General features: G+C 64.6%; 21 protein-coding genes. 13 read left to right on the plus strand and 8 right to left on the minus strand.

Annotation, left to right across the window (positions count from 1 at the left end):
* Nucleotides 1-146: 146 nt before the first annotated feature.
* Nucleotides 147-578: a pyridoxamine 5'-phosphate oxidase family protein gene (locus tag ACV7NN_RS16590; RefSeq protein ID WP_463350662.1), complete on the plus strand. Its 432-nt coding sequence runs from the start codon at nt 147-149 to the stop codon at nt 576-578.
* A gap of 56 nt (nt 579-634) precedes the next feature.
* Nucleotides 635-1,132: a hypothetical protein gene (locus tag ACV7NN_RS16595; RefSeq protein WP_463350663.1), complete on the plus strand. Its 498-nt coding sequence runs from the start codon at nt 635-637 to the stop codon at nt 1,130-1,132.
* Nucleotides 1,133-1,165: 33 nt separating this feature from the next.
* Here the strand turns inward: ACV7NN_RS16595 and dinB are convergent, their stop codons facing one another.
* Nucleotides 1,166-2,362, minus strand: coding sequence for a DNA polymerase IV (gene dinB, locus ACV7NN_RS16600; RefSeq protein ID WP_463350664.1), 1,197 nt, complete (start codon nt 2,360-2,362; stop codon nt 1,166-1,168).
* A gap of 171 nt (nt 2,363-2,533) precedes the next feature.
* Between dinB and ACV7NN_RS16605 the strand changes: the two genes are divergently transcribed.
* Nucleotides 2,534-3,442 carry a hypothetical protein gene (locus ACV7NN_RS16605; RefSeq protein ID WP_463350665.1) on the plus strand — a complete coding sequence of 303 codons (909 nt, stop codon included), beginning with the start codon at nt 2,534-2,536 and terminating at the stop codon, nt 3,440-3,442.
* A 30-nt stretch (nt 3,443-3,472) separates the two neighbouring features.
* Here the strand turns inward: ACV7NN_RS16605 and ACV7NN_RS16610 are convergent, their stop codons facing one another.
* Complete coding sequence (locus tag ACV7NN_RS16610; RefSeq protein WP_463351312.1) at nt 3,473-4,459, minus strand: DNA glycosylase AlkZ-like family protein; 987 nt, start codon at nt 4,457-4,459, stop codon at nt 3,473-3,475.
* Here ACV7NN_RS16610 and ACV7NN_RS16615 point away from each other — a divergent pair.
* The 3 genes from ACV7NN_RS16615 to ACV7NN_RS16625 all read left to right on the plus strand — a co-directional run bounded on the left by ACV7NN_RS16615 (nt 4,397) and on the right by ACV7NN_RS16625 (nt 6,019).
* Nucleotides 4,397-4,555 (plus strand): hypothetical protein, encoded by a 159-nt coding sequence (locus ACV7NN_RS16615; RefSeq protein WP_463351338.1) that lies wholly within the window; start codon nt 4,397-4,399, stop codon nt 4,553-4,555. The genes ACV7NN_RS16610 and ACV7NN_RS16615 overlap by 63 nt on opposite strands.
* Before the next feature lie 127 nt (nt 4,556-4,682).
* Nucleotides 4,683-5,555 carry an N-acyl homoserine lactonase family protein gene (locus ACV7NN_RS16620; protein WP_463350666.1) on the plus strand — a complete coding sequence of 291 codons (873 nt, stop codon included), beginning with the start codon at nt 4,683-4,685 and terminating at the stop codon, nt 5,553-5,555.
* A 62-nt stretch (nt 5,556-5,617) separates the two neighbouring features.
* Nucleotides 5,618-6,019 carry a MarR family winged helix-turn-helix transcriptional regulator gene (locus ACV7NN_RS16625; protein WP_463350667.1) on the plus strand — a complete coding sequence of 134 codons (402 nt, stop codon included), beginning with the start codon at nt 5,618-5,620 and terminating at the stop codon, nt 6,017-6,019.
* Between the two features lie 280 nt (nt 6,020-6,299).
* Here ACV7NN_RS16625 and ACV7NN_RS16630 read toward each other — a convergent pair whose 3' ends face one another.
* Nucleotides 6,300-6,455 (minus strand): hypothetical protein, encoded by a 156-nt coding sequence (locus ACV7NN_RS16630; RefSeq protein ID WP_463351339.1) that lies wholly within the window; start codon nt 6,453-6,455, stop codon nt 6,300-6,302.
* Here ACV7NN_RS16630 and ACV7NN_RS16635 point away from each other — a divergent pair.
* Both ACV7NN_RS16635 and ACV7NN_RS16640 read left to right on the plus strand, forming a co-directional pair.
* On the plus strand, nt 6,382-7,368 hold the full coding sequence (locus ACV7NN_RS16635; protein ID WP_463351313.1) for an endo-1,4-beta-xylanase: 987 nt from the start codon (nt 6,382-6,384) through the stop codon (nt 7,366-7,368). The genes ACV7NN_RS16630 and ACV7NN_RS16635 overlap by 74 nt on opposite strands.
* Before the next feature lie 133 nt (nt 7,369-7,501).
* Complete coding sequence (locus tag ACV7NN_RS16640) at nt 7,502-7,741, plus strand: hypothetical protein (protein WP_463350668.1); 240 nt, start codon at nt 7,502-7,504, stop codon at nt 7,739-7,741.
* A 28-nt stretch (nt 7,742-7,769) separates the two neighbouring features.
* Here ACV7NN_RS16640 and ACV7NN_RS16645 read toward each other — a convergent pair whose 3' ends face one another.
* Nucleotides 7,770-7,988 (minus strand): dodecin, encoded by a 219-nt coding sequence (locus ACV7NN_RS16645; RefSeq protein WP_463350669.1) that lies wholly within the window; start codon nt 7,986-7,988, stop codon nt 7,770-7,772.
* A gap of 190 nt (nt 7,989-8,178) precedes the next feature.
* Between ACV7NN_RS16645 and ACV7NN_RS16650 the strand changes: the two genes are divergently transcribed.
* A complete protein-coding gene (locus tag ACV7NN_RS16650) occupies nt 8,179-8,718 on the plus strand; it encodes a hypothetical protein (protein WP_463350670.1) in 540 nt (179 codons plus the stop codon).
* Between the two features lie 7 nt (nt 8,719-8,725).
* On the opposite strand, the gene ACV7NN_RS16655 is transcribed toward ACV7NN_RS16650, so the two are convergent.
* The 3 genes from ACV7NN_RS16655 to ACV7NN_RS16665 form a co-directional block, all read right to left on the minus strand.
* On the minus strand, nt 8,726-9,298 hold the full coding sequence (locus ACV7NN_RS16655) for a putative immunity protein (RefSeq protein WP_463350671.1): 573 nt from the start codon (nt 9,296-9,298) through the stop codon (nt 8,726-8,728).
* A 48-nt stretch (nt 9,299-9,346) separates the two neighbouring features.
* Nucleotides 9,347-10,216 (minus strand): alpha/beta fold hydrolase, encoded by an 870-nt coding sequence (locus ACV7NN_RS16660; protein ID WP_463350672.1) that lies wholly within the window; start codon nt 10,214-10,216, stop codon nt 9,347-9,349.
* Nucleotides 10,217-10,335: 119 nt separating this feature from the next.
* On the minus strand, nt 10,336-11,601 hold the full coding sequence (locus tag ACV7NN_RS16665; protein ID WP_463350673.1) for an acyltransferase family protein: 1,266 nt from the start codon (nt 11,599-11,601) through the stop codon (nt 10,336-10,338).
* Nucleotides 11,602-11,922: 321 nt separating this feature from the next.
* Here ACV7NN_RS16665 and ACV7NN_RS16670 point away from each other — a divergent pair, with 321 nt between their 5' ends.
* Both ACV7NN_RS16670 and ACV7NN_RS16675 read left to right on the plus strand, forming a co-directional pair.
* On the plus strand, nt 11,923-12,873 hold the full coding sequence (locus ACV7NN_RS16670) for an NAD(P)-dependent alcohol dehydrogenase (protein WP_463350674.1): 951 nt from the start codon (nt 11,923-11,925) through the stop codon (nt 12,871-12,873).
* Between the two features lie 187 nt (nt 12,874-13,060).
* The gene (locus ACV7NN_RS16675; RefSeq protein WP_463350675.1) at nt 13,061-13,462 is read left to right on the plus strand and encodes a nuclear transport factor 2 family protein; all 402 of its coding nucleotides are present in this window, start codon (nt 13,061-13,063) and stop codon (nt 13,460-13,462) included.
* A gap of 179 nt (nt 13,463-13,641) precedes the next feature.
* Here ACV7NN_RS16675 and ACV7NN_RS16680 read toward each other — a convergent pair whose 3' ends face one another.
* The gene (locus ACV7NN_RS16680; RefSeq protein WP_463350676.1) at nt 13,642-15,462 is read right to left on the minus strand and encodes an alkaline phosphatase family protein; all 1,821 of its coding nucleotides are present in this window, start codon (nt 15,460-15,462) and stop codon (nt 13,642-13,644) included.
* Nucleotides 15,463-15,690: 228 nt separating this feature from the next.
* On the opposite strand from ACV7NN_RS16680, the gene ACV7NN_RS16685 reads away from it, so the two are divergent.
* Complete coding sequence (locus tag ACV7NN_RS16685; protein ID WP_463350677.1) at nt 15,691-16,632, plus strand: NADP-dependent oxidoreductase; 942 nt, start codon at nt 15,691-15,693, stop codon at nt 16,630-16,632.
* Nucleotides 16,633-16,854: 222 nt separating this feature from the next.
* Complete coding sequence (locus ACV7NN_RS16690) at nt 16,855-18,228, plus strand: FAD-binding oxidoreductase (protein WP_463350678.1); 1,374 nt, start codon at nt 16,855-16,857, stop codon at nt 18,226-18,228.
* Nucleotides 18,229-18,233: the final 5 nt, after the last annotated feature.

The raw sequence follows: 18,233 nt of genomic DNA on the forward strand, positions 1-18,233 counted from the left end.
GCCATTTTAGCTAGCCAAGTGAGATACAAGCCAGACTTGCGATTCTGTGGCGAGCGGTAGTTGCTTCAGGCCACACTGCGCGGTGCGGGGTGGGCCGGGTACAACCTCTCGGAACGCCACCTTCACCCGGGAGTAGCATCGCCGTCATGACGATCCTGGACCCGGAGAATCCCGCCCATGTGAAGGCGTTGCGCAAACTGGAGCACGACCTCATTGCCTGGATCACCACGATCGGCAAGGATGGCACACCCCGCGCGGTGCCGGTCTGGTTCTTCTGGGACGACGGGCGAATCCTGGTCGTGAGCGAGCCGAACGCGGGCAAGGTGGCCCACATCCGGCGCGGGTCGCCGGTGCTGATGCATCTGGAGGCGGGTGAGTTCGGGAACGATGTCGTCATCGTGCACGGTTCGGCAACGATCTCCGACCGGAGCACAGCTGAGTGGTTGGCCGAGATAGGCGAGCGTTTCGCGGCCAAGTACGCCCCGGCCATCGTCGACTACGGCATGCCGATCGCCGGGATAGCCGCACAGTACAGCACTGTCATCGTCTTCACCCCCGAACGGCTGCAGGCCTGGTAGGCGGGTTGGGCCGCAGAATCACCTTGACATGGCCAGCGCGACGCGTAACCTGAGAGATGCTCATTAACCCGATGAGTCACGTGACGATCGAACCAATGGATGCCGACGGAGTCACCATGCACGAAGGATCGAAGTCGAAGAAGAAGGAAGGAATGCCCCTTGGCCGGCGCATCCTTTTCACCATTGCAGCGACGGTGTCGCTCATGGGAGTCGCCGCCGCGCCGGCTATGGCCGACTCCTGCGCGAACGTCAGCCGACCCGCCCCGCAGGGATGGACGCCCGCGACAACCTACTCGGCGCCGCTGGTGCAAGGAGGCTGGGTGTGGCTGCCAAGTCTGACGGCCGTTTTCGGCCCGGCCGAATTCCCTCCGTTCTGGGGCAAGATCACCCCGGGAACCGCAGACTCGATTCTGCTCAACGCCCCGGGGCACAACGGCAACTTCACCAATGGAAAGACCGTTTCGCTTCTTGGAGTGTCGGCTGTCTGCACTGTGAGCAGCCAGGCGTTCGTGGTGCGCCAGACGGCTCACGGGATTCAAAGCGGTTGCGAGTAGTCGGGGCTGCGCGTTCTCAGCCCGTCGCTCGCGTCATTCGTGTTCCGGCAGCAACGGTGTAGACCAGCCTGGGTCGCGGCCGAGTTGCGCCGCACGAGAGACCGATGCAGCCCCGAAACGATCGCGAACTGCATCGAGGGCGGTATCGAGTCGCGCCCCGTCATCCCAGTCGATAGGCAGTTCGGGCTGGAAACTGTCAGCCCGTCCCAACTGTGACAGCGAGACGCCGATGAGAGTGATGCCGCGTTCCGTGAGCTCCGGCTGGGCGGCGGCAAGGAGGCCTCGGGCGATGGCGAGCAGTACGGCGGTCCGGTCGGTCGGGAAGCCGACAGTGCGCGACCGGGTGGCTTTGGCGAAGTCGCCGTAGCGGAGCCGCAGCACGATCGTGCGGCAGGTGCGGTCGCCGTCGCGGAGCCGGCGAGCGAGCCGATCCACGATCTGAGTGAGGATGACATCGAGTTCCTCGGCCGCGCGTGGATGTGTACCGAGTGCGCGCTGGGAACCGATGGACCCGCGTCGTCGCGTGGTGTCGACCGGGCGCGGATCCCGCAGCCGAGCCAGCGCGTGCAGATGCGCGCCGGTCGCCCTGCCGAGCAACTTCTCTGCCGTAGCCTCTTCGAGCTCGGCCAGTTGGCCGACGGTGCGGATGCCGAGTCGGTGCAGCTTCTCTGCGGTCACGGCGCCGACACCCCAGAGCCGTTCCACCGGGAGGGGCAGCAGGAATTCCTGTTCCCGCTCGGGTTCGACCACGAGCAGCCCGTCGGGTTTGCTCACCGCGCTGGCGACTTTGGCGAGGAACTTGGTCCGCGCGATCCCGACCGAGATGGGAAGGCCGACGTCTGCGCGAACCCGCTCCCGCAGCCGTGTAGCGATCTCTTCGGGTGTGCCTGCGATGCGCCTGAGGCCCCCGACTTCCAGGAACGCCTCGTCGATCGACAGTCCCTCGACGAGCGGGGTCGTGTCGCGGAAGATCGCGAAGACGTCTTTGCTTGCCGTGGAATAGGCGTCCATACGCGGCGGTACGACCACGGCCTCGGGGCACAGGTCGCGAGCCTGCCGACCGCCCATCGCGGTGCGCACTCCCCGGGCCTTCGCCTCGTAGCTTGCCGCCAGCACGACGCCGCCGCCGACGATGACGGGCCGACCGCGCAGCTCGGGTGCGTCGCGCTGCTCGACCGAGGCGTAGAACGCGTCGAGATCCGCGTGCAACACGGTCGCCTCGCCCCGCATCGCGCCCTCCGATCGATCAAGCCTCAAGTGGATGGTCGCACGGACCGCGGACACTGCCCTCGGCGCGGTCGGTCACTCCATGTGTTGCCGCTGTTCTGCAGCTGACATCGCCCGTCGAATTTCGGTGCTGGCACCGAGTACGGGACGGTGGCGCCGGTCTATCGTGGTGTCATGACATCCGGATCACCGGATTCTCCCGCAGACCCCGGTCCTGCAAAACAGAAGTCGAAGTGGCGCCCACTCTGGGTGTTCCTCGGGGGTGCAGCGACGGCCATCGGAGCCATCAGCGGCGGCTTCGGAATCTTCGGTGCAGTGCAGGACGCGACAGCACCGTCGTATGCCGACAACACCAATCTGCTCGCAAAGGTCGCGGACTCGCCTGTTGGAGACGAGGGCCTGTATATCGTTCCAAGCCATGTGGCAATTCCGGCCTTCAATCAGGACGGCTTTTGTTCGAGCGCGCTTGTCGACGTGTTGAAGAAACACGCCCACCGCTTTGCGCCCCAATTCACTGTGACCCTCACGAACAATTTCTCGAAGGGCGGCGCCGGCAAACTGTATCTCGAGGATGTGCATGCCGTGGTCGTGAAGTCTTCGCCCGCGGCTGACTCGACCACGCTCTTCTGCCCTTCAGCGGGCACCTCGGCAGAGGCGACGCTGGGCGCAGACCTCGATTCGTCGATGTCACTTCACTATGTCGACCCGGGCAGCGGTCAGGTGCAGAAAAGCCTCGGCGCTCCGACCTTCACCCTGGATCCCGGTGAGACGATCAGTTTCGTGGTCACCCTGAGCGCGGAGGCGAAGGATTCCACAGTAAACCTCGCCGCCACGCTCAGAAATGGGAACGGCCGATCGTGGCCGACGACGCTGACGAAGTCGGGGCCCTTGTTCGTGCCGGGGCATGGCGGTGTGCACTTGACGTTGACCCCGGCGTCCGACGGTGTCAACTACGACTGCACGTTTCCCGACGTCCTCGACTCGGCGGGTAATGCGGCGAACGGGCCGTGCACGCTTTTCGAGACGCCGGATGCGGCCGAGATGAAGCACCTCGACGCGCAGGAGCAGTCGTTCGCGCCTTAGAGGCGGCACGCTGGTCTCTCGCATGAAGCATCACCACTCCGGGACCTCGACGCCCAACCACCTACCGAGGTCCGCGATCTCAGCGTGGACCATGTCGTGCTCGAATTCGTCGAAGGGCAGGAACTCATGAACTGCGGTGACTCTCAGTTCGTCGCGCTCGTTGTCGACTTCCGCGTCGAGCATCCCCATGAATCGATCGCCCATCAGTATCGGATGCGCGAAGTATCCGAACTTTCGCTGCGGCTTCGGCTTGAACTGCTCGAGCACGTAGTCGAATTCGAAGAGTTCGCGCAGCCGGGGACGATCGAAGAGCATGCCGTCGTACGGGCTGAGAAAAGCGGCCCGGCCGGCTTCGTCATTCTCGAGCGCCGTGAGCGCCTCGGGGTCTATGCGCCATTTCTGGCGCATCCCCTCGATCACTACGGGCTCGCCTGCGTCCCCCACCGGAGTCCAGGGCGATTTCTGCTTGGCGATGCCGGCCGCCTGCAGCCTGCGTTCGTTGAGTAACCGCTCGGCCTCGTCGTAGTCGTATTCGGGCAGGTCATGCGGGTAAACGCGCTCGGCCAGATCCCAACGCCGATGGCGTCCCTCACGCCCCACGACTGCGATCTCCCCTTGCCGCAGGAGGAAATCGAGCATGTGCACGACCTGGTTGGGCCCATACCAGCCATCGGGCGGCCGAACCACATTCGCGGTATCCGGAATTTCGCTGGCCAGGAGCGGGCCTTCCGCCCGCAATCGCGCGAGGACTTCGGTCCGGAAATGGTCGTTCGCCTCCAACCACTGCCGGCTGCTCTCCCGGCGCGGCCAGCGCTGCATGGCGGGCATCATCAACGGCAAGAGGCTCATGGGACGGAAGGCTCCGTCGAACTCGAACAGCAATCGGTCCGATTCGACGGCCTTCGAAAGCTGTGCCCTGTCGTACGTCGAGCCGATCCGCGACCAGAGGATTGTGTGCTCCGCCGGCGCGATGGTGGCGGTCGGGTCGATCTTGACGGCGCCGAGTTGCTCGGCGATCCCGACGACATCGTCGGGGCGATCGGCTTCGAGGAGCTGCGCCTGCACCGCGATGCGTCGGGCCTGGTCGCGGGTGAGCTGATGCACGGGTCATAGCGTATGGCGCTCCCGAATCGATCGCACGTGTCCGGACCGACGGTCGACCCGCCTTCTTGACAATCCAGCGTCCATCCCATTGAATAGGTGTCACGACATACATGTTGTGACACCTAATTGGAGTATCGTGAAGCCTGTCAAGAGGGTTTCGGTCATCAGCACCGGAACCGTGCAGATCCGTCCAGAGCACGTCGAGACCAACGGCACGCCGATGTTGTGGTGGCTCAACACGTCTCGCCGTTGGACCGGCCCTCGTCCGATCAACGTCTACGTGATCGAGCACGAGCGGGGTCTGGTGCTCTTCGACACAGGGCAGGACCGACGTTCGGTCACCGACCCGAACTACTTTCCTGGCGGCGTGGTCGGGCACTTCTACCGTCGCCTCGCCATGTTCGAGATTCCGGCGGGTGCCACGCTCACCGACCAGCTGAGTGCCGAGGGCTACGACATCTCCGACGTGCGGGTGGCCATCCTGTCGCATCTGCACCAGGATCACATCGGAGGGCTGCGGGAGCTGCCGACGTCAGCACGGGTCTTGGTCAGTGGTATTGAACTGGCCGAGGTGGATAAGCGGTTCGCTGTTCTCAACGGCCTGATGCGGGATCACATCCAGCTCGCCGGCATCGACTGGCTTCCGATCACCCCGAAACCTGTCGAGGATGAATCGATTGCGCCGTTCACCGACGCCCATGACGTCATGGGTGATGGCTCTCTGCTTCTGCTTCCGACACCTGGTCACACGCCTGGTTCGATGTCGCTGCTGCTTCGAAGCGAGGGGCTCCCCAGCATGCTCTTCGTCGGTGACGTCACCTACGACGCAGAACTACTGGCTGCCGACCGCGTTCCGGGAGTTGGCGATACCGCCGGGCTCCACGAGACGACACGGCGGATCAATCAGCTGGCATCGCACTTCCCCGAGATGCCGATTCTTGCAGCCCACGACCCGGGAGCCGCCCGTCTGCTCGAGTCTGCGCTGTCGCAGCGGGGGAGTGACCGTTGAGAACTGCCGAGCACCTTCGCTACCTGATCCTCGCGGCGCAACGAGAGGGTAACCGTCGCCTTATGACGTTCCTGTCCGAGATAGACCTCACACCTGCGCAGTCGGAGGCACTGCGCATCATTGCTGACCACGGCCCACTTGCGCTCAAGCAACTGGGCGACATGCTCGTCTGCGACAGCGGCGCAAGTCCGAGCCGAATCGTCGACCGACTCGTCGCCGCTGGATTGGTACAGCGGGATGCCGGCGAGCACGATCGGCGACAGATCCGCCTGACCCTCACCCCGAAAGGCGAAGACAGGGCGACGCGCGTTCGAGGCATCGAAGACCAGCTCTACGACGTGATCGACAGTGCCGTGACGCCGGACGACGCCCAAACCGTCCTCCGCGTTCTTCGGGTGCTCACACGCGATTCGCCGGCTGGGGCCGCTCTCGACAAACGACTCGCAGCAGAAGAGTCCCCGTAGAAAGGGCCAACCCGCCGCCTCGTGGCGCCATCCGCGCCGGGTGTAGGAAACCGCTCTGTCGGCGATCTGAAATGCATGCATTAGACACATTCGTCTAGCCCCATTGACAGGGCAAAGTGGGCGAATTAGTCTGACGAAACAACAAATAGAGATCGATCTTTTCGTCAGGTGCGAAATCGATTTCTAACCCAATGAGATTCGTACAAAGGAGTCACGTGAAATCTCGTCATTCTGCCCTCATCGCCACGGCTGTGGTAGGTGTCAGCGTTGTCCTGTTCAGTCAGGGTGCCGCCTTCGCCAGCCAGCCGTCCCATCCGAGCCCGACATCCCCGCCCGATTCTCTGCGGGCGTTGGCCGCTCCGGTGGGTTTGCGCATCGGGACCGCGGTCAACACCGACCAACTCGCGAGCAACCCGGCATACACATCCGTTCTCAACAGCCAATTCTCTACGGTGACGCCGGAGAACGTGATGAAGTGGGACGCAGTCGAGCCAACGCAGGGCACGTACAACTGGGCGCCGGCCGACGCACTCGTCGCCTCCGCCGAAGCCCACGGTCAGCTTGTGCGGGGACACACCCTTGTGTGGCACAACCAGCTGCCGTCGTGGCTCACTGCGCAGGCGCCTTCCCTGAGCGCCGACCAGCTGCGGGCGCTGCTGAAGAAGCACATCACCGATGAGGTCACTCACTTCAAGGGCAAGATCTGGCAGTGGGACGTGGTCAACGAAGCGTTCAACGACGACGGCACGCTCCGCGACTCGATCTGGCTGCAGAAGCTCGGTTCCGGATACATCGCCGACGCGTTCCGCTGGGCTCACGCAGCCGACCCGAAGGCGAAGCTGTTCTACAACGACTACAACATCGAGTACACAGGCCCGAAGAGCAACGCGGTCTACGCGTTCGTCTCCCAGTTGAAGTCGCAGGGCGTCCCCATCGACGGGGTCGGATTCCAGACGCACCTCGACACGCAGTACGGTTTGCCCGACCTCGAGAACAACCTGCAGCGATTCGCCAAACTGGGTCTTGACGTCGCCGAGACGGAAGTCGACGTGCGTACGACGCTTCCGGTGACCGCTCTCGAGCAGAATGCCCAGGTGGCGGGATACACCTCGACGCTTCAGGCATGCCTCGCTGTCAGGCAGTGCATCTCATACACGGTCTGGGGATTCGGGGACGCCTACTCGTGGGTCCCCGGCGTCTTCGCGGGTGAAGGCGCGGCCGACATCTACGATGCCAACCTCCAGCCGAAGCCCGAGTACACCGCACTCCAGCAGACGCTCGCGTTGGCCACCGGCGCACCGCACCGTCCCGACAACGGGCACGGACACAACGACGGCGATCGCCGCTAGACACAAGAACGACTGCGAGTGATTCGCGGTGCTACGCGTGGGCGACATTGCCCACGCGTAGCACCGTTTGCTTCCGGTGTTCGCCGACCGAATGATTTCACGGTTCCCTCGCTGAAACAGCAGAGAATCGGTCGTGACATATCGACGTGAGCTGACGGCAATCGGCTACGACGTCGACCGGGTTCGTGTCACCTACACCGACACTCTCACCCTCGACCAGATCGTGGGTGGCGTCTTCTCGGCGATGTCCGAACGGATCCCGAACAGGAACGATCGAGCGCGATTCGCTGCCGAGGTGGGCCACGCCTTGGCCGGTACGGATCCCTTTCTGGAGCAGGTCGACGTCCGCACACTGGTCGCCCTCCGTCAGTGAGTGAGCAAGGCGGCCAGATAGCCGGCCGCTAGTCGGCGGCCTCTTCGAGCCGGAATCCCACCTTCAGGGTGACTTGGAAGTGCGCGACGTGTCCGCCCTCGACCTCCCCCCGGGTGCCGGTCACTTCAAACCAATCGATGTTGCGCATCGTCTTCGACGCTCGCTCGATCCCGTTGCGTATCGCCGCATCGGTTCCATCGGGCGAGGTGCCCACGATCTCGATCACTCGGTATGTGCGATTAGTCACGACTACGCTCCCAACACTCGATCCGCGTCCAGCTGCAATCAGTCTGCCCTCTGGCCGGCCGCGGCCGCTATAGTACGGGCACCGGTGCGCGTGATTGCGTTGCTGCGGAGAAGTGCCCGGCGTATTGTGCGGCACTATGAACCACATTTCCAACTCTCCGAACGCGCCCCGGCGACCCGACCCTTCGGAGTTGGCCGAGTTCTCTCAGAGACTCCGTGAGATCGGGGTCGGCTCCGGACTTCATCCAGGCACGATCGTCTCGATCGATGCTGGACGCCTCTTCTACAGTCTCGGCACTGGGGCGAACCTGGCGTTGCCGTCCGGCGTCGCCACCGGTGATGTCGCCTTCGCCCCGACCCTCAATCCCGCGTTCTTCTACTCGTGGGATGTCCGTCCCGAGCAGCCACTCGATTGGTTTCGGGTCTCGGTCCGTTTCACTCCGTCGGATTTCGGCATCAGCGAGGCGCGCTCGTTCGAGTTCGAATGGGTCGTTGTGCCCTTCTTCCTCGAGCTCGGCGCCGAGCTGACTCTTGAGGTGTCGTCGAATGCTGGGACCATCGCTGAAAGTTGGACGCTGGACGAATTCGCGGTACGGACGCTTCGCATCGCCACCGGACCGGTCGAACCGCACGAGACAGTGCGCGCCGACCTCGTCAGGAACAGCAGGAACGGTAGCTGGATCTGGCTCCGCACGAACATCACGTACCCGCGACCAACCACCGAGCCGTAAGCAGCCGTCACCCTTCGCCGGTGGCGTACTGGTCCTCCTGTCGAGGGCTGGTGCCGACGGCGCTCTGAATCGTGCGAATGGTCGATCCCAGGATGCCCGACGCGAGTAGTCCGGGACCGAGCGGGCCCGCGGAGTCTTCGCCGAGTGGCGGCAACTGTTGAAGGGCGGCCTTCACTCGAGCGTTCATGTGCTGGAGTTGCCACGCGATCTCGTCTGAGACGGCTGAGGGCCGGTCAGGGGCAGCCAGTCCGGCCGCCTTCGCGGCGTAGGCGGCTGCGCCGAGAGCGTGCGCGCCCATGTGGGCGACACCAGACGCTTGTGCCGCCGCTCGCGCAGCCGCCACAGCGGCGGGAGAGTTCACGGCGTGCGCGGCCCGACCGGCGACGAACCGCCGGCGAATCTCACCGGCCGCATCGAGTTCACCCTGAGCAAACGCGCGAGCACGGGCGATGGCATCCCGCGGTCTCCCGTCGGTCGGAGCCTCTGTCTCGAACAAGACCAGCACTCGCTCAGCACAGTCCGCCGCCCACCTCGCGACGAGGCGGCGATCAGCTTCGCTCAGCGTTTGGGAGGACGGCATGCCAGCATTGTCGCACCCCGTCGCATCCCCGAACCCGGCGGCGCTGGGTTACTCACGCTCGTCAAGGACCTCGCGGAGCCGGCGTGCGAACGCCTCGGGTTTCCCCGGATATCCGGAGTCTTCGGCGGCGAAACCGCCGTGGTGGCTCGGGAACACGACCGCTTCCAGTCCGAGCAGGCGTGCGATCGCGGCGGATGTGCGGCCCGTGAAGATGCCTTCGGACTCTTCGCCGACTCCGATCACGATGCGCGTCGACGCGGCCTTGAGGGCGTCGATGTCGGGCCGGTAACCGGTGATCGCGATCGAACGTTCCGACAGCAGCGGGTCGTCACGTGTGCCGTCGTCAGCTGACGGCATCCCGAACATTGCGGGGTCGGGCGCCGGGAGGGCGAAGTAGTCGTCGGTGAACTCTCCGCGCCACGAAGTCATCGCGATGAAGGCGGCCATGCCGGCCCCGAATCCGCGGGAGGCGTATGCCTCGTGGACAGCCGCCAGCGCACGCTCGGCGCCCTCCGAGTCGGGAAGGATGCCCGGCAGCGGTGGCTCATGGGCGACAAGGGTTCGCACGTCATCGGGGTGGGCGGCCACTAACGCCAGCGCGGTCACTGCTCCGCCGCTACTCGCGAACATGTCCACCGGTCCGGCGCCGAGCGCCGTGATGATCGCATGCACATCCTCGGCCTGCACGGTCGGGGTGTTGGTGACCTCGCCGTCGCTGCGCGTGCTCCGGCCCAGGCCGCGTGGGTCGTACGTGACCACTGTGCGGTCGGGCAGGTATGACGCCAGCGCTCGAAAGCCGCTCGCATCCATCGGCTGTCCGATCATGACCAGCGGTGGATGCCCATCCGCTTCTTGCTGTGCGTCGGCGATGTCGTAGACGATCTCCGCGCCGCCCGTGTCGATGCTGTACGTTTCCATGTCTGACTCGTCTCCGTCGGCGATCGATTTCCGCAATGGATGGTACGCGCTTCCCCGGTCTGAACGGGCGGGTTCAAAGGTCTGACGGGCGGGTTCCGATGCGAGTCCTTGTTCGTTCTCTACTTCGCGGGTTCGTGCAGGGTCGGGTGCGACCACTTAGCAGGGCGAGTCTGTACCGTGTTGCGGGTCGGCCGCTGCAGGAACACGGCCACCATGAGGAGTAACGTGCCGGTTGTCGCGACGGTGAGGTTGAGGCCGAACAGCATGGCGGTGAACAGTGGAATCATCAGAAGCGACGTGGAAATGCCGATGCTCCAGTCGCTCACGCGGAACCCGAACCATCGATATGACAGAACCGGTCGTTCGAATCGGCCGAGCACGCGCGCGACGACGATCAGTACGAGGATGCCCGTCAGAAGGATGACAGGACGCGTCGCCCACCACATCCCGCTGCCCGGAACCGGTGACGGGAGCGGGGTGAGGAGCAGCAACCCAACGATCAGCGCCAGTATCGGCAGGTGCCACAGATACACCGTCATCAATCGGCCTCCGACCGCGGAGACGATCAGCCGAATCGCCCGGCCGCGCATAGCCCGGGTCAGAAGCGGATGCAGCAGCATCAGCAGCGAGAACTGGGCGATGGCGAGCACCGCGACCACAACCGTCGGCGGGTTGAGGTTGTCGAGAATGTTCGCCGGGTATCGGCCGACAGTGGTGAGTAGGCCGAGCGTGGCATAGCTGGCGGCGGCGAGGAGGACGAGCCTTCCACGAGCGTGCGCGGCAAACCAGCCGTCCGCAGCCCAGAGTCCGAGCTGCTGGATGAACAGCCAGACGAAGATCATGTTGAGCAGGCCGAGCTCTTGTATCCCCGTGGTGTTGCGAACGACATCGAAGGTGATCGCGGCGAGGGCGAGGGCACCGAGGGTCAGTATCGGTGCGCGGTCGTGCAGAGCGGTCATCCCGGGTAGGAAAGCCTGACAAAACGTGTAGGCGGCGAGAAACCACAAGGGCAAGGCAACACCGGTCGCGATTGTGTCGGCGGTATCCATGTCCAGGCCGGCCAATCGCATGACGAGGATGGCGACCGACAGGCAGGCGAAGAGTGGTATGGCTGGCCGTGCGAGGCGTTGGAACCGTTCGCGGATGAACTCGGCCGCCGTTCCACCCCGCGCCGCCGTTCTCCGCCACGCTTGCGCACCGACCAGTCCACCGATCACAAAGAACAACGGAACAATGAGAGCGATCCACGTCGTCGGCGTGAACCACGGCTGACGGCCGAGCGTGCGGTCGAGAACGAGCTTGCCGTTGACATCCACAGATGCGCCGAGCATCAGGAGGTGGCCGACGACGACGAGAGCGAGGCAGCACACCCTTGCAAGGTCCATTACGGGATCGCGGAGAATCGGCACGGCGGCTGCCCCTACCGCATGAGCGGTTTCCTTGCCAGCGTTCGACTTGCTCAACTCTCACCTCCGCGAGGGGTGAAGTGCGGTGCATCTCAGTGTCCCACCGATCTCCTGTGATGGACCGCCGAACGACGAGAAGAGGCGAGTTCCATGGCGCACCACGAGGTGCAGTGCCGCGGTATCGAGGAGAACCCGGCGCTCGCGTTGATCGGTCACGGCGGCATCATCCCAGATGCGCGGTCCGAGTACACTCACTCGCATGTCCACCTCTGCACGTCCCACGGGTGAACGCCGCTCCTCATGAGGGCAGTCGTCTACGACCGGTATGGCCCACCCGACGGTCTGAGGCTCGAGGAGGTCGCGGTTCCGTCGCCGGGCCCGAACCAGGTGCTGGTCGAGGTCGCCGCGACATCCATCAATCTCTCGGACTGGGAGGGGCTGACGGGGTCTCCGGCGTACGCCCGGAACGGGGGGCTGCGTGCCCCGTCGCGACGGGTGCTCGGCTCCGACATCGCCGGGCGCGTCACAGCCGTCGGCTCCGACGTCACCCGGTTTCGCCTCGGCGACGAGGTGTATGGGGACAACCTTGGCCTCATGGGCGGTTTCGCCGAGTACGCGGTGGCGCCCGAAGCGGCGCTAGCAGCCAAGCCTCCGGAGTTGTCATTCGCCGAGGCCTCGACGTTGCCCCAGGCGGGTTCGATCGCGCTCCAAGGAACCGCCAGTGCGGGCCCCGGACAGCGGATACTCATAAACGGGGCTGGCGGAGGGTCCGGCTCGTTCGCGCTCCAGCTCGCAGCGCTTACCGGCGCGCACGTGACCGGCGTCGACAACGCGGGCAAGCTCGACTTCATGCGCGAGCTGGGCGCCGACGAAGTGATCGACTATCGCAGCGAGGACTTCACCAGGCTCGGGCCGTACGACCTCGTGCTCGATCTCGTCGCGCACCGATCCATGTTCGCCTACCGGCGGGCACTGGCTCGCGGCGGCCGGTACCTCTTAGTCGGCGGAACCGTGCGGTCGCTGTTGCGGGTCGTCACAGTAGGGGCAACGCTCGGACTGCTCACCGGCCGGCGGCTGGGGCTCCTCATTGCAAGGTCGGGGCCCGCTTACTTCGAGCCCGTCGCCGAGCGCTGCATCGCGGGTGATCTTCGCATCCACATCGACCGCATGTTCGCGCTCGATGAGGTGCCGGAGGCACTTGCCCTCGTCGGTGAGGGGCGCGCGCTCGGCAAGCTGGTCGTCACACCTTGAGAACACCCGACGACTGGCCGACGAAGGCAGAAATTTCCGGGTCTTAGAGGATGCGCGTGAGCGTGCTTCGACCGAGAGCGCTCCGGAGACGGCCGGCTCCGTCGACTGACGAACGAGGGGCCAGCGCCTAGGGCGGCGGCGCGGTATACAGTGAGCCGCAGCCACTCCTGCGCGGAAAGAGGCCATCGTGAGCTTGAGTATCCCCGAACTCGCCCGGGACTATCACCTGGCCTGGCTGGCGCGCGACCCGGACATCATCGTCGCCTTGCACTCCGACAATTCTGTGTTCCAGATCCACGGACTGACCGACGCCGCAGCCGGTCGCTCAGCCGTCGAAGACCTGATCGTCTCACTCCTGCAGGCCGTGCCTGATGTGAGTTTCACGCCGAAACGTTCCTACCTCGGTGCCGACCATCTCGTGCTCGAATACGACATGTCGGGCACATATTCGGGTTCGGCATTCGTCTGCGACGGCGTTGACATCATTGCGGTGCACGATGGACTCGTGTCGCGCAAAGAGACTTATCTCGACCTGCTCGCGCTCACGGATCAGATCGGTCCCGCGCCGCGTCTGTGGGCAGTCGAGTAGCGATCCTGGCGGAAATGAGGAGGGTTTCATACCGCGTCGATCTTGCCAATCGGCCGCGCACCCTTCATGACGAGCGGTGGATGCCCCTGCGCTCCGGTCTGCCGTATCGCACGAGGCCGGGAGGATGACTCCCGGCCTCGTGTTCAGGACTGCGTTCGGCTAGCGTGCTGCCGTCCGGGTCAGTGTCCGTGTCGCAGGTGGCCCAGTCCCGGAAGTACCTGGGTGCCTTCGGTTCGGACGGCCGTCAGCGCAGTGGGGTCGAGTCGGAGCGCGGCGAGGATCGTCGGCGCGACCTGGGTGGTTTCGACGGGTGCAGAGATGACCTGAGCAGGCACTCCAGGACCATCCACGAGCATGAGGACGTGGCGGTCGCCGGTGTTCATGCCGCCGTGTTCGGCGAGTTTCGTCGGCCCCGAGTACACAACGCCCTCCTGAACTTTGCCGAAGACATCGGGGTAGTGACCGTTGTCGGCGGAGACTCCGAAGAACTTCGCGGAGTCCTTACCGGCCCAGATCTGGGCGAGACCCGAATGCTGGACGGTGACGGGATTGCCGTTGCTGTCGAATCCGGAAGCCGTGTGATTCCGCAGATAGCTCTTGACGAAGTCGGCGGCGGCCTGCGAGCGGTCCGATAGGTAGGACTGCCACAGGTCGTCGTTGGTCCCGGCGACGATGAGTTTCGGGTTGCTCGGGTGCGTCTGCGACCAGGCCGTGTTGATCGCGCTGACGATCGGACCATCCTTGACTGTGACGAGCTTGGTCGGGTCCTGAGGCGACTGGCCGTGCTTTGCCGTGACGATGAGCGTTGTGTTGCCAGTCAGACCTTCTTTGTGGATGGTGGCGACCATCCGGCCGAGCTGAGCGTCAACGAAGTCGAGAGCACTGGAGAGCACGGGGCCGGGCACGAGCTTGCCGTTAGCCCATCGGTAGCCGCCCGCTTGCGGTGCGCTCGTGGTGTAGTTGCCGTTCGCGTCCGGGCCGATCAGCGTCGTCGGGGTCGACGTGATCTTCTCCGCGACAGAGACGGCCTGGAAGTTCATGCCGAAGATCGCAGGAGTGCCGGCCTTGGTCTTGCCGGAGTGGTCCAAACCATTGATCTCGTTCAACACGGCCTGGACTTTGTAGCCGTCGTACTGCTTGGTGGCGGCGTCGATGTGCGCCCAGTCGTCGTCCTGCGGGTACGGGACGCCGTTCGGCATCACCGCCTGGGAGTCGATCTCGGGCGCGAAGAGATCGTCGATGCTCTGGCCGTTCGATCCCGGACCGTTGAACGACGCGTAAACCTCGTGCTTATCGGACCAGGCCGTACGAAGGCCGGCGTCGTGAATGACCTGGAAGATCGTGTTGTCGCCGAGGTAATCCCACGGGGTGATCGGCTTGCACGTCTTCGGGTCCACCGGGAACGTGGCCGGGTTGAGAGAGGTCTTCGCGTTGAACTTCAGGTTCATGATCGCGGCGGGGTCGGTGTCGACGCCGGCCGGGTAGATCGACCCGTTCTCATCGAACGACGGGAAGGTGCCGTTCGCGGGGTTGACGAAGTCGTTCACCTGCGCCAGAGCGTCATCCGGCGAGTCGTAGATGACGTCGCCGCCCGTGGCCGGCTGGCCAGGAGTGCACGCGGCGCCCGCCTCATCGACCGTGTGGCTGTACTCGACGTCGTAGAACACACCGGTGGTCTTGGGGTTGCCACCGGTCATCAGCGCCGTGCCGCCCGGGTCTGAGTCCGAAGGGTTGGATGTCGACGCATCGGTGTACTGACTGCCGTCGTGGGTCAGCTTCGCGAGCGTCGAGGACGGATGGGTCGCGACGTACCAATTCAGGTCGCTCTGGTGCATTCCATCAACAGAAATCAGCAGCACGTGCCCCGACCGGCCGTGAGCTTGCGACGAAACCGCGGCCGAGGCGCTCGTCGCCGTACCAACGCCCCCGAAAGCAACGGCAGCGAGTGCTGCGGCACTCGTTGCCGCAACTGTCGCCCCAAGTTTTGATCTGAATCTCATCGGACTCCTCCGTCATGGGCCCACGTGACGGCGTCATTTCGTTGACGCGCAGTAATCACCTGACCCCCTGAGGAGGGTAGAAACGCAAAGTGAATTCGCGTCGACCGGCGGATGGCCGCCCAACAAACGCGGTCTTCGAGTTCTCTCAGGTAACCATGTCACCACTCCCGGACGCCCCTAGCTGGTCAGGCCGCCTCGGTGCCACGATAGGTGGCGGAGGGAGACACCATGGCGACGATGATGGCTTCACGCGCCCACGAGCGCGGCGGCCCGGAGAAACTGACGTTCGAGGAGGCGCCGATCCCAGAGGTGGGGGAGACGGAGGTGCTCGTCAAGGTCCATGCCGCGTCGATCACCTTCGCTGAACTCAGCTGGGATGCGACCTGGACCGACGCCGACGGGCGTGACCGTGCGCCGACGATTCCCTCGCATGAGGTATCCGGTGTGGTGAGCGCCCGTGGCTCCCGTGCACGGTCTTTCGAGATCGGAGAGGGTGTCTACGGCCTGGTCGACTTCACCAGTGACGGTGCGGCTGCCGAGTTCGTCGCAGTGCCCGAAGCAAATCTCGCCAAACGGCCGCACACCCTCGCCCACATCGAGTCCGCCGCGCTCCCGCTCGCTGGACTGACGGCATTACAGGCTCTCCAGGATCATGGGGAGGTGCAGCCGGGCGAACATGTGCTGGTTCTCGGGGGCTCCGGCGGCGTCGGCTCCTTCGCAGTCCAGCTCGCGCGGATGCTGGGAGCGCGCGTGAGCGCGACGGCACGGGCGGGCGATCTCGATCTCGTCAGGTCCCTCGGAGCCGAACGGGTGGTCGACTACCGCAGCCCCGATCTCGCGAACGCACTCGAACAGGCGGATCTCGTCATCGACGCGGGCGGAACCGACGACGCCGCGGCCGTCCGTTTCACGCGGGATGGTGGACGACTGGTCTCTCTCGCCGGTCCGGTCGCTCCGGAGCTGCTGACCGGACGCGACATCGCTGCCAAATTCTTTGTGGTGGAGGCGTCCCGTGCGCAGCTGGAACGGCTGGCCGGATTCGCAGACGACGGCAGCATCCGCATCCTGATCGCAGCGACCTTCGCGCTCTCGGAAGGCCGGCGTGCATTCGAGGAAGGGCCGAAGCTCCGTCGCCCCGGCAAGACCGTGCTCCTGGTCGCTGGCGGGTAGCGGCCGCGTTATGTCTGTGCGTCCATTGCGGATCTGGGCGATCGTCGCGAGCAGTGCCTTCGCGCTCATCCGACCCTCCATCGACGGGGTCCGCGTTCAGTCCTCTTGACCGTGCGGCGGCTTGGGTGTAGGCCTAGCGACGTAACCCCGGCCGTCAATACTGGTGGGGATGTGGCGGGTGGAACGTATCCGGTCTCATAAAGAGAATCGCGGCTAACACCCATGAACGGAACACCGCTCGACGGACTGCGTGAACAGCTCCGCGGGCAACTGATCACACCAAGTGATCCTGAATATGACTCCGCCCGCGCTGTCTACAACGGGATGATCGACAAGCACCCGGCCGGTGTCGTCCGGGTGGCGCAGGTGGCGGACGTCATCGCCTGCGTGAACTTCGCGCGGGATCACTCCCTGCCCCTGGCGATTCGTGGCGGCGGCCACAGTGCACCCGGATTCGGCACCTGGGATGATGCCCTGATCATCGATTTCGTCAATCGCACTGGAGTCCGTGTCGACCCAGAGGCGCGCACTGCTCGTGCCGAGGCAGGAACCACCTGGGCAGACTTCAATCACGCGACCCACGCGTTCGGTTTGGCCACCACGGGTGGCATTGTGGGGTCCACCGGGATTTCTGGCCTGACCTTGGGTGGCGGCATCGGCTACCTCTCTCGCAAATACGGGCTGACCTGCGACAATCTGATCTCGGCAGACGTGGTCACTGCAGAAGGCGCGTTTCTGACGGCGAGCGAAACCCAGAACGAGGACCTGTTCTGGGCCCTGAGGGGAGGCGGCGGCAACTTCGGCGTGGTGACATCACTGGAGTACACGCTGCACCCCGTGGACATGGTCCATGCCGCGATCATCATCTACGGCATCGAGCATGCCGAAACCGTGGCCAGGTTCTACCGCGACTACATCGCCGACGCCCCCGAGGAATTCGGGACCTTCATGGGCTTCCACCAGGGACCGCCCGTGCCGTTCCTGCCGGAGGAATGGCACGGCAAGCCGGTCTGCGTGATCATCGGCATGTGGACCGGCGATCCTGCAGAGGGCGAGGCTCGCTGGCAGCCGTTCCTGGATGTGGCGCCCGTGGCAGGTTCGATGGTGGGCCCCATGCCGTACCCGGCCCTCAACTCTGCCTTCGATCCTCTTCTGCCCAAGGGGATGCAGGCCTACTGGAAGGCGAATTTCCTCGCCGAGCTCAACGACGGCGCCATCGCCGCCCACCTCGAGTACGGCAGCAAGGTACCCAGCGTGCAGACGTCCGTCCACATCTACCCGATCGACGGTGCCGTTCAGCGGGTGGGGAAGACAGACACCGCCTTCGTCAACCGCGACGTCAAGTTCTCTCCCGTGATCGCCTGCATGTGGGATGACCCGGCGGACAACGCCGCGAACATCGACTGGGTCCGCAGCTATACCGCGGCCTTGCGCCCGTACTCATCACCGGGCGGTTACATCAACTTCATGGACGGTGACGACGAAGGCAGGGTCCGGGAGAACTACGGGGTCAACTACGAACGGTTGGTGGCCGTCAAGAGCAAATACGATCCAGGAAACCTCTTCCACGTGAACCAGAACATCAAGCCCGCCTGACCCTC

Source organism: Leifsonia sp. Ger2509, from assembly GCF_055231915.1.